At 75.7% G+C, this 14514-nt stretch carries 13 protein-coding genes; 7 read left to right on the top strand and 6 right to left on the bottom strand.

Going from position 1 to position 14514, the window contains the following annotated elements:
* The first annotated feature begins 23 nt into the window (after positions 1–23).
* The 4 genes from dhaK to OG774_RS28515 are packed head-to-tail and all read left to right on the top strand — an operon-like array spanning position 24 to position 4487.
* The gene (gene dhaK / locus OG774_RS28500) at positions 24–1025 is read left to right on the top strand and encodes a dihydroxyacetone kinase subunit DhaK (RefSeq protein WP_328305689.1); all 1002 of its coding nucleotides are present in this window, start codon (positions 24–26) and stop codon (positions 1023–1025) included.
* A complete protein-coding gene (gene dhaL, locus OG774_RS28505; protein WP_328305690.1) occupies positions 1025–1678 on the top strand; it encodes a dihydroxyacetone kinase subunit DhaL in 654 nt (217 codons plus the stop codon). The genes dhaK and dhaL overlap by 1 nt, the downstream gene beginning before the upstream one ends.
* The gene (ptsP, locus tag OG774_RS28510; RefSeq protein WP_328305691.1) at positions 1675–4179 is read left to right on the top strand and encodes a phosphoenolpyruvate--protein phosphotransferase; all 2505 of its coding nucleotides are present in this window, start codon (positions 1675–1677) and stop codon (positions 4177–4179) included. Before dhaL ends, ptsP begins: the two co-directional genes overlap by 4 nt.
* Complete coding sequence (locus OG774_RS28515; protein ID WP_328305692.1) at positions 4176–4487, top strand: hypothetical protein; 312 nt, start codon at positions 4176–4178, stop codon at positions 4485–4487. Before ptsP ends, OG774_RS28515 begins: the two co-directional genes overlap by 4 nt.
* 34 nt (positions 4488–4521) lie before the next feature.
* On the opposite strand, the gene OG774_RS28520 is transcribed toward OG774_RS28515, so the two are convergent.
* The 4 genes from OG774_RS28520 to OG774_RS28535 all read right to left on the bottom strand — a co-directional run bounded on the left by OG774_RS28520 (position 4522) and on the right by OG774_RS28535 (position 8698).
* Complete coding sequence (locus OG774_RS28520; protein WP_328305693.1) at positions 4522–5466, bottom strand: SDR family oxidoreductase; 945 nt, start codon at positions 5464–5466, stop codon at positions 4522–4524.
* Positions 5467–5584: 118 nt separating this feature from the next.
* A complete protein-coding gene (locus OG774_RS28525; RefSeq protein WP_328305694.1) occupies positions 5585–7270 on the bottom strand; it encodes an alpha-keto acid decarboxylase family protein in 1686 nt (561 codons plus the stop codon).
* Between the two features lie 118 nt (positions 7271–7388).
* Positions 7389–7544, bottom strand: coding sequence for a DUF6131 family protein (locus OG774_RS28530; RefSeq protein WP_274191524.1), 156 nt, complete (start codon positions 7542–7544; stop codon positions 7389–7391).
* Positions 7545–8053: 509 nt separating this feature from the next.
* Positions 8054–8698: a PaaI family thioesterase gene (locus tag OG774_RS28535; protein ID WP_328305695.1), complete on the bottom strand. Its 645-nt coding sequence runs from the start codon at positions 8696–8698 to the stop codon at positions 8054–8056.
* Between the two features lie 194 nt (positions 8699–8892).
* Between OG774_RS28535 and OG774_RS28540 the strand changes: the two genes are divergently transcribed.
* The 3 genes from OG774_RS28540 (at position 8893) to OG774_RS28550 (ending at position 11742) form a co-directional block, all read left to right on the top strand.
* On the top strand, positions 8893–9273 hold the full coding sequence (locus OG774_RS28540; RefSeq protein ID WP_328305696.1) for an STAS domain-containing protein: 381 nt from the start codon (positions 8893–8895) through the stop codon (positions 9271–9273).
* A gap of 7 nt (positions 9274–9280) precedes the next feature.
* Positions 9281–10882, top strand: a complete 1602-nt coding sequence (locus OG774_RS28545; RefSeq protein WP_328305697.1) for a PP2C family protein-serine/threonine phosphatase — start codon at positions 9281–9283, stop codon at positions 10880–10882.
* A 125-nt stretch (positions 10883–11007) separates the two neighbouring features.
* Entirely contained in the window at positions 11008–11742 is a 735-nt protein-coding gene (locus tag OG774_RS28550; RefSeq protein WP_328305698.1) for a DUF3159 domain-containing protein, read from the top strand.
* Here the strand turns inward: OG774_RS28550 and OG774_RS28555 are convergent.
* On the bottom strand, positions 11729–13570 hold the full coding sequence (locus OG774_RS28555) for a sugar phosphate isomerase/epimerase and 4-hydroxyphenylpyruvate domain-containing protein (RefSeq protein WP_328305699.1): 1842 nt from the start codon (positions 13568–13570) through the stop codon (positions 11729–11731). The two genes, OG774_RS28550 and OG774_RS28555, sit on opposite strands and share 14 nt — an antisense overlap.
* Positions 13560–14471, bottom strand: coding sequence for a shikimate dehydrogenase (locus OG774_RS28560; RefSeq protein WP_328305700.1), 912 nt, complete (start codon positions 14469–14471; stop codon positions 13560–13562). The genes OG774_RS28555 and OG774_RS28560 overlap by 11 nt, the downstream gene beginning before the upstream one ends.
* Positions 14472–14514 lie beyond the last annotated feature (43 nt).

Here is a 14514-nt window from a genome sequence, read left to right on the forward strand (position 1 = left end):
CGCTCTACGTCAGGAGTCGAATCATGAAGAAGCTTCTCAACGACCCGGCCGACCTCGTCGCGGAGTCCCTGCGCGGGCTGGACCGCGCTCATCCCGAGCTGCGTGTCGACCACGAGAACCGGATCATCTACCGCGCCGACGCGCCCGTGTCGGGCAAGGTCGGGCTGCTCTCCGGCGGGGGCAGCGGCCACGAGCCCGCGCATGCCGGGTTCATCGGCCCCGGGATGCTCGACGCGGTCTGCGCCGGCGAGGTCTTCACCTCGCCCGTGCCCGACCAGATGGCCGAGGCCACCAAGAAGATCGACGGCGGCGCCGGCGTGCTGCACCTCGTCTGGAACTACACCGGCGACGTCATGAACTTCGACATGGCCGCCGAGCTCGCCGCCGCGGAGACCGACACGACGGTCGAGGCCGTGGTGATGAACGACGACGTCGCCGTCGAGGACAGCCTCTTCACCGCCGGGCGACGCGGGACCGGTGCCGCCATCGCCGTCGAGAAGATCGTCGGCGCCGCCGCCGAGCAGGGGCGCAGCCTCTCCGAGCTCGCCGACCTGGCCCGCCGCGTCAACGACAACTCCCGCAGCATGGGGATGGCTCTGACGTCCTGCACCGTCCCGGCCAAGGGCAGCCCCACCTTCGACCTCCCCGACGACGAGATCGAGATCGGGATCGGCATCCACGGCGAGCCGGGCCGGCGTCGTGTCCCGCTCGCGCCCGCGCGCGAGATCGCCCAGATGCTGGTCGACCCCGTGCTCGCGGACCGCGACTTCACCGGTGGGGGCGGCGTGCTCGTGTTCGTCAACGGCACGGGCGCGACACCGCTGCTCGAGCTGTACCTGATGTACGGCGAGATCACCGCCCTGCTGGACAAGGCCGGCGTCGTCCCGGTCCGCACCCTGGTCGGGCCCTACGTCACCAGCCTGGACATGGCCGGGTGCTCGGTCAGCATCACGCAGCTCGACGACGAGCTGCTGCGGCTCTGGGACGCGCCGGTGGCCACCTCCGGCCTGCGATGGGGGATGTGATGGCGGGTCTCGACGTCGACGGCCTCGAGCGGTGGTTGCGGATCTACGCCGCGTCCGTCGCCGAGCACCAGGAGGAGCTCACGTCCCTCGACGCCGCGATCGGCGACGCCGACCACGGGGCGAACATGCACCGCGGGATGGCCGCGGTCGTCGACGGGCTCGCCGCGACGCCGCCCGCCGACCCCGCGGCGCTGTTCAAGCAGACCGGCATGGTGCTGATCCGCACGGTCGGCGGCACGAGCGGGCCGCTGTACGGGACGTTGTTCCTGCGCATGGCGTCGGCCGTCGGCGGCGAGACCACCCTGGGGCCCGAGACGTTCGCCAAGGCCCTGCGGGCGGGCGTCGAGGGGCTGGTCGCGCGCGGGAAGACCGAGCTCGGCGACAAGACCCTCTACGACGCGCTCGGGCCGGCCCTGGACGCGCTCGACGCCTCGCTGGGCGACGGCGAACCCCTGAGGGCCGCCCTGCGCGCCGCGTCGAGGGCCGCCGACGCTGGGCGCGACGCGACCACGCCGATGACCGCCCGCAAGGGCCGCGCGAGCTACCTCGGGGAGCGCAGCGTGGGCCACCAGGACCCGGGCGCGACGTCGGCCGCCCTGCTGGTCGCCGCGGCCGCCAGCGCGACCGACGAGGCCGCCGCGGAGGGTGCGTGACCGTCGGGATCGTCGTCGTGTCCCACAGCCGGGCCCTCGCGGAGGCGGCGGTGGCGCTGGCGGGGGAGATGCTGCAGGACGGCCGTGGTCCGATCGAGATCGCCGCCGGCCTCGACGGCGGCGGCTTCGGCACCGACGCGATCGCCATCAGCGAGGCCGTCGCCCGCGCCGACCAGGGCGACGGGGTGGTCGTGCTCATGGACATGGGCAGCGCGGTGCTCTCCGCCGAGCTGGCCCTCGAGATGGTCGACGACGACGTCCGCGAGCGCGTGGTGCTCACCCCCGCCCCGCTGGTCGAGGGCCTCGTGCTGGCCTCGGTCAGCGCGGCCGGGGGCGCCCCGGCCGCGACCGTCGCCGCCGAGGCGGGCGACGCCCTGGAGGCCAAGGCGGCCCATCTCGGCCCGTCCCCGTCCCCGTCCCCGCACGAGCCCGCCGGCACCGCGCCGTCCAGCGACGACGAGCGCGGGTCCTTCACCGTCGCGATGCCGCACGGGCTCCACGCCCGGCCCGCGGCGCAGCTGGTGCGGGCCCTGCACGGTCTCGACGCCGAGGTGCGGCTGCGCAACGTCACGCTCGACGGGCCGGAGGTGTCCGCGGCGAGCCTGTCGAAGGTCGCGACCCTGGGCGCCCTGCACGGCCACGAGGTCGAAGTGCGGGCCCGGGGCGGCGACGCGGCGGAGGCGCTGCGCCGGGTCCTCGGGCTCGCGGAGGACGGGTTCGGCGAGGCGGGCCCGCCACCGGCCCCGCCCCCGACCCCGGACGACGTCGAGAACCGGACCGGCCACCGACCGATCCCGGCCTCGCCCGGCATCGGGATCGGGCCCGTGCGGATCGCGCGCCGTGCCGCCGTCACCGTCCCCGACGCCCGGCCCGGCACCCCGGACGAGCAGCGCGGCCGCCTGGACGAGGCGCGGACCCGGGCCCGCGACCAGCTGCGAGGCGTCCGCGACACCGCCGCCCGCGAGATCGGCGAGGCCGAGGCCGCCATCTTCGACGCCCAGGTGCTGCTGCTCGACGATCCCGACCTGCTCGACGACGCCGCCGCCCGCATCGACGGCGGCGCCGACGCCGCGCGCGCCTGGGCGGACGCCCTCGACGAGGTGGAGCGGGGGTTCGCGGCCGCCGCGGACGAGTACCTGCGCGCCCGCGCCGCCGATGTGCGCGACGTGCGCGATCGGGTGCTGCGCGCCCTCGGCGGCACCGAGGAGCAGGACACCGCGCCGGACGGGATCCTCGTCGCCGACGACCTGACCCCCGCCGACGCCGCCGCGCTCGACCCGGCGCGCACGCCCGCGGTCGTCCTCGCCGGCAGCAGCCCCACCGCGCACGCCGCGATCCTGCTGCGCGCCCGCGGCGTGCCCGCCGTCGTCGGGGTCGGCGCCGCGCTCGCCGCCCGGGCCGGCGAGGCCGCGCTCCTCGTCGTGGACGGGGGTACCGGCGAGGTCGTCGTGGACCCCGACGAACCCACGCTGGCCGCCTTCCGCGACCGGGCCGCGGCGTTCGACCGGCGCCGCGACGACGCGCGGCGCCGGGCGCACGAACCGGCCGTCACCCGCGACGGGACCACCGTGCTCGTCGGCGCCAACCTCGGGTCTCCTGCCGACGCCCGGGCCGCCCACGGGGCCGACCTCGCCGGGCTGGTGCGCACCGAGTTCGGGTTCCTCGACCGGCGGGAGGCCCCGACCGTCGACGAGCAGGAGGCGTCCTACCGCGCGATCGCGGAGGCCATGGACGGCCGGCGGATCACGCTGCGCACCCTCGACGTCGGCGGCGACAAGCCGCTGGACTACCTGCCCGTTGCGCCCGAGGCCAACCCGTTCCTCGGGGTCCGCGGCATCCGCCTGGCGCTGGCCCGCCCGCGGATCCTCGCCGACCAGCTGACGGCGATCGTGCGGGTCGCCCACGACCACCCCGTCGACGTCATGTTCCCGATGATCGCGGCGATCGAGGAGCTCACCGCGGCCCGCCGGGCCCTGGTCGAGGCCGTCGAGGCCGTGGGCCGGGGGCGTCCGGCCGACCTGCGGGTCGGGATCATGGTCGAGGTCCCGGCCGCGGCGCTCAAGGCCGCCGCGTTCGCCCCGCACGTCGACTTCTTCTCGATCGGCACCAACGACCTCACCCAGTACACGCTCGCCGCCGAGCGGGGCAACGACCAGCTCGCCGCCCTCGCCGACGCCCTCGACCCCGGGGTGCTCGCGCTGATCGCGGCCACGGTGGACGGGGCCGGGGACGACGTGCTGGTCGCGGTGTGCGGCGAACTCGCCGGCGACGAGGCCGCCGTCCCGATCCTGGTCGGCCTCGGGGTCCGCGAGCTCAGCGTCGCCCCGGGCGCCGCCGCCACGGTCAAGGAGGCCGTCCGGGCGGTCGACCTCGAAACCGCCCGCGACCTGGCCGCGGCCGCCCTGACGTGCGCGGACGCCCGCGCCGTCCGCGCGCTGACGGGCACGGACCGCACGGTCGGCGGGCGTCCCGGCGCCCCGTCCGTACCGTGGACAGGATGAACACCACGAGCACGACGTCCGGGTCGGGGTGGCTGCGCCCGTGGATGCAGCTGGTCGAGATCACGGTCTCGACCCCGATCGTCATCTCCTACCGGACCGCGCAGCTCGTGCTGGGCGGGTGGCCCCCGAACGCCAAGGAGCGCCGTGAGCTGCAGCGGATGGTCACCGAGAAGGCGAGCGCGTTCGGCCGGGCGGGATACGCCGCGGTGGTGAACCCGCCGCGGGACACCGCGCAGTTCGTGGGCAAGGTCCTCGCCCCCGTGCACCAGTCCGTGTCGGGCAACCGCCGGCGTCTCGTCGGACACTGAGCACGGACGTCCGGCGGGACGAGAGCGCTCGCCGTCACCCGGTCATCAGGCCCACCCGAGCCAGCTCCTCGGAGACCGTCCAGACACGCTCGGCCTCCTCGGCGCTGCGCAGCGGCGGGTAGAGCTTCTGCTCCGCGGGCGCGCCCCCGAGGTTCCCGGGGCCGCCCGGCCCGTAGAACAGCCCGCCACCGGCCTCGGGGGACGTGGCCGCGTGGAGCGCGGGGAGGCCCGCCGACTCGGCGGTGCCGACGAGGATGCCGCGCGCGGAGAGGGCGCCGATGACCCGCCGCCCCAGGGTGGGGCGGTCGCGGCCGACCTCGCTGCGGGCGGAGAGCAGGTTCGTCGGCGCGATGCCGGGGTGCGATAGGTTGCTGGTGATGCCCCAGCCGTTCGCCCGGCTGCGCCGGTCGAGCTCGAGGCCGAAGAGCCCGAACGCGATCTTCGACTGGCTGTAGGCGCGCATCCCGTCGTAGGAGCGCTCCCAGTCCAGGTCCTGCCAGTTGATCGTGCCGGAGCGGGCCGCGACGCTGATCTGCGAGGTCACGCGGGCCTGCCCGGCACGCAGCAGCGGCATCAGGTGGGCCACCAGCGCGACGTGCCCGAGGTGGTTGGTGCCGAACTGCAGCTCGAACCCGTCGGCGGTGCTCTGGCGGTCCGGAGGGGTCATGACGCCGGCGTTGTTGATCAGGATGTGGATCGGCAGGCCCTCCTCGCGCAGCGATGCGCCGAGGTCGGCGACCGAGGCGAGCGAGGACAGGTCGAGGGTGCGCAGCGAGACGTCCGCCCCCGGCGTCCGGTCCGCGATCGCGGCGAGCGCCGCCTCGCCCTTCCGGGGGTTCCGCACGGGCAGGACCACCTCGGCGCCGGCGGCGGCGAGCCGTGCGGCGATGCCGAGGCCGACGCCGTCGCTCGCTCCCGTCACGACGGCGCGCCTGCCCGTCAGGTCGGGGACGGTGATGTCGGGGTGTGTGCGTGGCATGGGATCGCTCCTGGGCTCTCGGGGGTGTGACTCGAGAGTGCGGCGTTCCGGGAGCGGCAACCACGGCCCGTCGATCCGAGGCTGACGGGGCCGATGCTGACCGGGCCCATGCTCGGGGTCAGGACGTCTCGAAGGCCGCCCGGCCGGTGGCCGACAGGCCCCGGGCCAGCTCGAGCAGGAGACGGGGCGCGTCCTTCGGCGGCAGGACGACCTCGATGAACGCCGCGGTACCCGGCGTCCCGGCGTGGTCGAGGGCGGCACGGAGCTCGCCGACGGTCCGGGCACACACCGCGTGCACGTCCGGGGCACCCAGGGCGGCGGGCAGACGGGTCCAGTCCCACGCGGTGATGTCCTGGTAGACGGCGTCCGGGCTCTGGATGGCGCGCTCGACGGTGTAGCCGTCGTTGTTGAGCAGGAGCACGATCGCGTCCGGCGCGCGGGCGTAGAGCGTCCCGAGCTCCTGCGCGGTGAGCTGCGCCGAGCCGTCACCGATCACGAGCACGGGACGTCGGTCGGGGCGCGCGAGCGCGGCGCCGAGCGTGGCCGGCAGCGTGAAGCCGATCGACGACCAGACCGGGCTGCCGAGCAGGTCGGACTCGGGGGGCAGGGACAGGTCGAGGGCGCCGTAGAAGGCGGTGCCCGCTTCGGCGATGAGGGTGGTGCGGGGGGCGATCCAGCCCTGCACCCGGCTCCAGAAGCGGGCGTGGTCGAGCGGCTCGTCGTCCGCGTCCGGCACGTCGTGGCCGGACGGGGCGAGCTCGACCGGGGGCGCCGGCGGGAACCCCGCCGCCTCGACGAGCTCGTGGAGGACCTGCAGCGAGTCCTCGAGGCGTACGCGGGGGTACACGGCGCGCCCGATCCGGGCGTGGTCGACCGCGAGCTCCACGGCGGCCTCGCGGTCGTAGCGGTGGGTGAAGAACCCCGTCGTGAAGTCGCTGTGGACCGTGCCGGCCATGACCAGGAGCCGGGCCTCGTCGACGGCGGCGCGGGCGGCGTCGGAGCGGGTGGTGGCGCCGAGGTAGGTGCCCAGGCTGGCGCGGTGCTCCTCGTCGACGAGCGCCTTCGACCCGGACTGCGAGGCGACCCGGACCCCGGGCAGCTCGGCGAGCCCGGCGACGACGTGCTCGAGGCCCCGGCGGTGCACGCGCGGACCGGCCAGGACGCAGACGTCGTCGTGGCCCTGCAGGTGCGCCGCCAGCCCGGCGCGGAACTGTGCGAGGCCGGCCGGGTCGCCGGCCGGGGCGACCAGCGGCTCGACCGCACCGGCGCCCGGGGCGGCCGTGGCCACGTCGGCGGGCACCCCGATGTACACCGGCTTGCTCGTCTCGAGGGCCACCCGCAGGACCCGGTCGATCTCGGCGACGGCGTCGTGGGGCTCGAGCACGGTCTGGGCCGCGGTCACCTCGCGGAACACGCGCTCGAAGCGGCGGAAGTCGCCGTCGAGGAAGGTGTGGTGCAGCGGGGCGCCGGCGGCCATGGCGGCGCGCGAGGGCATCCCGACGACGTGGACGACGGGGACGTCCTCGGCGTAGCTGCCCGCGACGCCGTTGACCGCGGAGAGCTCCCCGACGCCGTAGGTGGTGACGAATGCCCCGACCCGGCGCCCGACGCGCGCGTAGCCGTCGGCGGTGTACGAGGCGTTGAGCTCGTTCGTCGACCCGACCCACTCCAGCCCGGGTACCGGCAGCATCTCGTCGAGGAGCGCCAGGTTGAAGTCCCCGGGGAGGCCGAACAGGTGGCCGACGCCGAGCTGGACGAGCCGGGTCGCCAGGTGGGCCCCGACCGAGCCGGACGCTGTCGCCATGGGTGTCCTCTCGGTACGGGGTGTCCGCACCACCGTAGGCACACCACCGCGTGCCCACTCCGGGGCGACCCGCCGGCGGCCCTCGAGCGAGCGGCCGCCGGCGGGTCCCCGGGAGTGCCTAGAAGTAGGTCTTGCGTCCGACGGGGCGCCCGACGGCGCCGAGCAGGGTGAGGATCAGGCCGACGACCAGGAGGATCCAGCCGATGGTGGCGATGATGCTCGGGACGGGGGCCACGTAGCCCACGACGATGAGGATGATGCCGAGGATGATCACAGGTTTCTCCGATACCGGGGGAGCGTGCGAGGAGCCGGCCCGGGTCGTCCGTCTGCAACCCGGCCGGTCTCCAGGCACAACGAGTCCGACCGAGGCGGCGGTGCTGGTCGGCGCGGATTCCCCACGAATTGCGCCGGTCGCCGGGGTGACGCCGCGAGTGGGCGATACCGCTGGGCCGTCACGACCCCGTGGCGGGGCAGTCGGGGGAGCAGTCGCACGGGCGGCGAGATCGTCGGGACGGCATGCGGGAAGTAATTGCCGTCGAGGCGCTCCGGAGGTCCTCGCGGACCGGTGAGACTCGGCGGTCATGGCGGACGGCGAGCACCTGGTGTGGCACCAGGATCTGATCTGCCCGGGTGAGTGGTGCCGAGGTCGCATCCGTCGGTTCCCACCGGGCTTCCTGGTCGACGGCGGGCGCCGCGAGCGTCGGCGCTGCCCGTCGTGCGGGACGTCGGTGACGGCGCCCGCGTTCTACGTCTCCGGGAGCGTCCGCGCCGACGTCGGGTGGGTCAGGTCTGACCCGGAGTGAGCGCGACGAAGAGGGCCGTGGCCTCCGCGCACAGGCGGTCGCCGTCGTGGAGCGTGCCGCGCAGGAAGTGCTTGCGCCCCTCCGCGCGGTCGAAGGAGGCCGCGACGCGCAGCTCGGTGTCGATCGGGGCGACGGAGCGGTAGTCGACGTGCAGGTAGGCGGTCCGGGAGCGCGGGCGTCCCCCGCCGAGGGCGAGCCGGCCGAGCAGGTCGTCGAACAGGTAGGGGATCGCGCCGCCGTGGACGACGCCGTTGCTGCCCAGGAAGTGCCGGCCGAACCGGACCCGCCCGGTCATCCGCTCGTCGTCGACCTCGTCCACGTGCAGCGCGGGACCGGCCACCTGCGCGCGGCCGGGGGCGGATCCGAGCCGTCCGGAGAGCTGGTCGGGCTCGTCGACCTCGTAGGCGGCCAGGGCGGCGCCCAGCTCCGCGACGGTCTTCGTCGTGGACCGCACGACCTCGGCGCTCGGGGCGGCCCCGGCGAGGCGGTCGAGGAGCTCCCGGACCTGGTCGATCATGTCGGTGTAGCCCTCGGGCACCGGACGGCCCAGCCAGGTCTCGGTGTCGGGGCGGTGCGGGTCGGTCCGGACGAGCGGCGCGGCCAGCACGATCGCCTCGTCGTCCACCCGATGCTCCTGTCTCCGCTGGACGTCTGCCGGTCACGTCCGTCCGACACCGTGCCGTCCGACACCGTGCGCCACCGCGGGCCGAGGTGCACACCAGGTCGCGGGAAAGGTGCACATCGTCACCTCGGCCGCGGGCGCGATCCCTCGGCCGGAGCCGGTGTCGGCGCGTCGACACTTCACGGGAGGATGACGCCATGACCGGGCGCGGATCGGTGGACGGGGACCCGTTCGAGGACGAGCCTGCGGGCTCGGTGGCCCTCGATCAGGTGCCCGAGGGCATCGTCCTGGCGGTGTCCGGGGCCCTCGACCTCGCGCTCGCGCCGGCGGTGCGGCGGACCGTCGAGCGGGCCACCCGGCTGCGTCCGGCCCTGCTGGTGCTCGACCTGACGGCGGTGACGTTCCTGGCCTCCTCCGGCATGGCCGAGCTCGTCCGCACCCACCGGCAGCTCGACGGCGAGATCACGGTCCGCGTCGTGGCGACCGGGCGGCTCGTCCTGCGTCCGCTGGAGCTGACCCGCCTCACCGACGAGCTCGCGATCCACGCGACCCTCGCCGACGCCCTCGCCGCCCGGTGACGCCGGGATGACCGCGACGCCGCCCGGCACCGACGGCCCGGGGCCCGACGCGGACGCCCTGCTGACGGCGCTCGCCAGGGTGTTCACCGCGCCGGACGGGGAGCGGGTGCCCGTCGAGCGGGTGGCGCTCGGCCCGGACCGGCTCGCCGGCCTGCCCGCCGCGGACGGCTCGGGTGTCCTGGTGCCCGACGACGCGCAGCTCGCCGCGCTGGTCCCGGGGGCGACGGCCGGGCTCGTCGTCGCCGACCGTGAGGGCGCCGGCGGTGGGACGGCGCTGATCACCCGGGTCCCGGTCGACCGCACCCACCTGGTCGCGGCCGAGGCGGTGGTCACCGCGACCGGCGGGCTGCGCAGCGCCGTCGCGGCGCTGCGCACCGAGGCCGCCGTGATCGACGCCCTGCAGTCCGTGGGCCGGCGGCTGACCGCGCAGCTCGACATCGACCAGCTCGTGCAGGAGGCCACCGACGCGGCGACCACGGCCGTCGGGGCGGCGTTCGGCGCCTTCTTCTACAACCTGATCAACCAGTTCGGCGAGTCGTACACCCTGTACACGCTCTCCGGGGTGCCCCGGGAGGCCTTCTCCCGTTTCCCGATGCCGCGCAACACCCTGGTGTTCGCGCCGACGTTCGACGGCGAGGGCACCGTCCGCAGCGGCGACATCACCGCCGACCCGCGCTTCGGCCACAACACCCCGTACCGCGGGATGCCCGAGGGACACCTGCCCGTGTGCAGCTACCTCGCGGTCTCGGTGATCAGCCCGACCAGCGGCGAGGTGCTCGGCGGGTTCTTCTTCGGCCACCCCGAACGCGGGCGGTTCACGGGCCGCCACGAGTACCTGGCCGAGGGCATCGCCGGCTACTCGGCCATCGCGCTGGACAACGCCCAGCTCTACGAGCGCGAGCGGAACTTCACCCGCGAGCTCTCGCGCAGCATGCTGCCCGAGGCGCCCGCCGTACCGGGGCTGGACCTCGTCACCCGCTACCTGCCCGCCGCCACCGGGCACAAGATCGGCGGCGACTGGTTCGACGTCATCCCCCTCGCGGGCGGCGGCACCGCGGTCGTCATCGGCGACGTCGTCGGGCACGGGGTCACCGCCGCCACGATCATGGGTCAGGTCCGCACCGCGATCCGCTCCTACGCCGTGCTCGGCCTGGCGCCCTCGGACGTGCTGCGTTACGTCTCGGCGCTGCTCGAGACCTTCGCCGAGCCGACCTTCGTCACCTGCTTCTACGCCGTGCTCCGGCCGGACGCGGCGCTCGTGTACGCCAACGCCGGGCACCTGCCGGCCGTGCTGCGTCGCGCCGACGGCACGATCGAGCAGCTCGGGGAGGCCATGGCCCAGCCGCTCGGCGTCGGCCGCGCGTTCTCCGAGCGCCGCGCGGAGTTCCCGCCCGGGGCCGACCTCCTCCTCTACACCGACGGGCTCGTCGAGAGCCGCACCCGCGACCTCACGCAGGGCATCGAGTGGCTGCTGGAGGCGGTCGCCGCGCTGCCCCGGCCGGTCACCGCCGCGGCCTGCGACGGGCTCGTCGCGAGCCTCACCGGCGGCGTCCACGACGACGACGTCGCGCTCGTCCACGTCCACCGCGCCGACGGGGCGGCCCCGTGAACCGCACCCCGCTCGGGGAGTGACAGGGCTCACGCGGTCGAGCGGTTGAGTGTGCCGCAGCGGCACGGCGTCTCGTCGGGGGCATGCGAGCTCGTCCGGGCCCGCTCCCACGACGGAGGACCGCCATGAGAGCGCCGATGCCGCAGTGCCCCTCGCGACCCGGGGACGTCGCGGGGGACGTCGACGAGACCCCGACCGACGAGGTGCCCGTCCCCGGCCCCGGGGATCGGCCGATGACGTTGCTCGAGCGCCTCGGGTGGCCGTGGGGCGTGCTGGGTGCGGCGATCCCGCAGGTGGTGTTCGCCGTCGCGATCGTCGTCGTCCCGCTGCTCGCCGCGGCGGGCATCGCCCTCGCCGTCGCCCTGGTGCAGGCCGCGATCTTCCGGGCGCGCGGCGAGCCCACCACGACGGTGCTCGGCGGCGTGTTCGGCGTCGCGATCGCGAGCGGCATCGCGGTCTGGACCGGCTCGGCCAGCAACTTCTTCCTCGTCGGCATCGTGGCCGCCCTGATCGGCCTCGTCGCCACCACGGCGTCGGTCGTCGTCCGCCGGCCGCTGACCGGTCTCGCGTGGAACGCCCTGCACGGCGGCGGCCACGCGTGGCGGCAGGACCGGCCCGCCCGGCGCGCCCACGACGTCGCGACGCTGGCCGCCGCGGCCGTGTTCGCCGCCCGCTTCGTGGTGACGCAGTGGCTCTACGGCATCGACTCGACCGGCGGGCTCGCGATCGCGAAGGTCGTGATGGGCACGCCCATGACCCTCGTGGCTGCGGTCGTCGCCTTCTGGGCCTTCCGCCGGTCGACCCGGCGCCTGATCACCCCGACGGTCCGGGCACGGGAGGACCGCCTCAGCCCGGGGTGAGCGCTCGGCGCGCGAGGCGCTGCCGGCGGTGGGCGCTCATGCGCACCGGGGTGTCGGTCCAGCCGTACCCGTCGTCGTCGCCCACCCGCTGGACGAGGGCGACGAAGATCCGCCCGGCGAGGACCTCGGTGCAGACCTGCAGGTAGGCGCCGTCCGGACCCTGGTCGTGCAGGACGCCGAGCTCGCGGTACGCCGCGAGCCGGTCGGGCGGCAGGTCGACGCGCGCGGCGAGGTCGTCGTAGTAGTTGTCCGGGATGCCGAGCAGGGGCGCCCCCGCCGCCCGCGCGGCGCGGGCGGCGGTGACGACGTCGTCGACGGCGAGCGCGATGTACTGCGGCTCCGGGATGCCGGGCGCCCACTCGCCGCGACGCAGCAGCGAGACGGTGAGGGCCAGGCGGACGCGCCGGGCGGGATCGGCGAGGGCACGGCTGCGCACGAGGCCGAACGGGGCCGCGAACTCGCCGGCACTGCCCGGCTGCAGCCCGAGCACCGCGCGGTAGAACAGGGTCGCCTCGTCGAAGTGGTCGAAGGGCTGGGCGAGCCCGACGTGGTCCACGCCGGAGACGCCCAGGCCCTCACCCGTACTCCCCGTGGCCCGGAAGTCGCCGCTCCAGTCGGCGTCGACACCGGGCCGGCAGAAGAACAGCGCCGTGCCGTCGGGGGCGGTCACGGCGGGGAGGTCGGCCTCGGCGGGACCGTGCGCGCGGGCGAGGCGGGGCGCCCCGAGCCGGGCCGCCCGTCGGGCCGCGGCCGGCGGGTCCGCCGACTCGACCGCGAGCGCGCTGATCGCCGCGGAGGGGCCCTCGGTGCGGTGGACCAGGATGCGGGCGCGGCCCTGCTCCCAGCGGTCGACGGGCTTGGTGAGGTGCTGCCCGGTGCGGGCGAAGCCCAGGGCGGTGAGCGCGTCGTCGAGCGCGGGGTCCTCGCCCCCGGTGGCGATCTCGACGAACGCCGTGCCCTCGACGGCCGGCGCCGGTCCGCCCACCGGGTCGGTGCCGGCGCCGCCGGCGGCCGTGGCCTCGGCGAGCGCGAGCAGGGAGCGGTGCCCGTCCACCGCGGTGCGCACGGGGTCGGCCTGGCGGAAGACGTCGTTGAAGACCTCGAGCGAGAGCGGGCCCGCGTAGCCGGCGCCCAGGACCGCGCCGAGGAAGCGCGGCAGGTCGAAGCCGCCCTGACCGGGGAAGAGCCGGTGGTGGCGGCTCCACTGCAGCACGTCCATCGAGAGCACCGGGGCGTCGGCGAGCTGGAGGAAGAAGATCTTCTCGCCGGGGATCCCGGCGATCCCGTCGATCTCGGACGTGCGGGAGAGGACGTGGAAGCTGTCGAGGCAGAGTCCCAGCGCCGGGTGGTCGGCCCGCCGGACGACGTCCCAGGACGCCTCCCAGGTGTCGACGTGCCGGCCCCACGCGAGCGCCTCGTAGGCCAGCCGCAGACCGCGCTCGGCGGCCCGGTCGGCCAGGCCGTGCAGCTGCCCGGCGAGCCGGTCGGGGTCCGCGACGGCGTCGGGGGCGACCGAGGAGCACACGAGCACGGTGTCGGTGCCCAGCGCGCGCATGACGTCGAACTTGTGCTCGGCGCGGCGGTGGTTCGCGGCGAGGCGGTCGTCGTCGGTGGAGTCGAGGTCGCGGAACGGCTGGTAGAGGTCGATCGACAGGCCCAGGTCCGCGCAGCGCAGCCGGACCTCGCCCGGTGACATGGGCGAGGCGACGAGGTCGGGCTCGAAGATCTCGACGCCGTCGAAGCCCGCCGTGGCGGCGGCGGCCAGCTTGTCCTCCAGGGCGCCGGAGAGGCACACCGTGGCGACGGCGGTGCGGGGGTCAGCCGGCACGGTGGTCCTCCCGGGGGTCGGGCTGGGCTGGTTCACCGACGAGCTCGTGCAGGTGGCGGCGCATCCGGGCGGTGTCGGGCGCCAGCCCCGTGAACAGGTGCAGGGCGTCGGCGGCCTGGTGCACCGCCATCAGGCCGCCGTCGAGCGTCGGGCACCCGATCCCGGCCGCGGCTTCCAGCAGGGCGGTCCGCAGCGGGCGGTAGACGATCTCGGCGACCCACAGGCGCGGGTGCAGGACCGTGGCCGGGACGGGGAGGCCGGGGTGGTCGGCCATGCCGGTCGGGGTGGCGTGGACCAGGCCGTCGGCCGAGGGCAGGACATCGCCGATCGCGTCGGCCGTGGCGGCGTGCGCGCGGCCGGGGCCGAAGGTCGCGTCGAGCCGGGCGACGAGCTCGCGGGCCCGGTCGGCGTCGACGTCGAGGACGTCGACGGCGCCGGCCCCGGCGGTGAGCAGCGCGTGGGCCGCGGCGGCGCCGGCACCACCGGCCCCGAGCACGGCGACCCGTCCGAGCGCGGCCCCGGGCAGGCCCGTCCGCAGGGCCGCGGCGAACCCCGACCAGTCGGTGTTGTGGCCCAGGCTGCGCTCCCCGTCGAACAGCACGGTGTTGACCGCCCCGATCGCCGCGGCGTCGGGGGAGAGCGCGTCGAGGTGGGGCAGGATCCGCTGCTTGACGGGGTGGGTGACGTTGACGCCCCGCAGGCCGGCGTGGCGGGCCTCGGCGAGGAGGTCGCCGACGTCGGCGGGGCCCAGGCCCCGCGCGTCGAGGTCGACCAGCGTGTAGCGGTACGCCAGCCCCAGCGCGCGCGCCTCGCGCTCGTGGAGCGCGGGGGAGAGCGACGGGCCGATGCCCGCACCGATGAGGCCGACCTGCACGGTGTCGGGGTCGGCAACGAGTCTCACGGCCCGCAGCGTACGTACCGGATGGTTCATTATCCAGCGGCTC

Origin of the sequence: Actinomycetospora sp. NBC_00405, assembly GCF_036044095.1 — a bacterium.
In the GTDB taxonomy this organism is placed as follows: Bacteria; Actinomycetota; Actinomycetes; order Mycobacteriales; family Pseudonocardiaceae; genus Actinomycetospora; species Actinomycetospora callitridis.

Coding starts and splice junctions, on each gene's coding strand:
- OG774_RS28515 (WP_328305692.1), top strand. CDS start 4,176: ATGAACACCACGAGCACGACGTCCGGGTCGGGGTGGCTGCGCCCGTGG.
- OG774_RS28550 (WP_328305698.1), top strand. CDS start 11,008: ATGAGAGCGCCGATGCCGCAGTGCCCCTCGCGACCCGGGGACGTCGCG.
- dhaK (WP_328305689.1), top strand. CDS start 24: ATGAAGAAGCTTCTCAACGACCCGGCCGACCTCGTCGCGGAGTCCCTG.
- OG774_RS28525 (WP_328305694.1), bottom strand. CDS start 7,270: ATGGCGACAGCGTCCGGCTCGGTCGGGGCCCACCTGGCGACCCGGCTC.
- OG774_RS28545 (WP_328305697.1), top strand. CDS start 9,281: ATGACCGCGACGCCGCCCGGCACCGACGGCCCGGGGCCCGACGCGGAC.
- OG774_RS28540 (WP_328305696.1), top strand. CDS start 8,893: ATGACCGGGCGCGGATCGGTGGACGGGGACCCGTTCGAGGACGAGCCT.
- OG774_RS28520 (WP_328305693.1), bottom strand. CDS start 5,466: ATGCCACGCACACACCCCGACATCACCGTCCCCGACCTGACGGGCAGG.
- dhaL (WP_328305690.1), top strand. CDS start 1,025: ATGGCGGGTCTCGACGTCGACGGCCTCGAGCGGTGGTTGCGGATCTAC.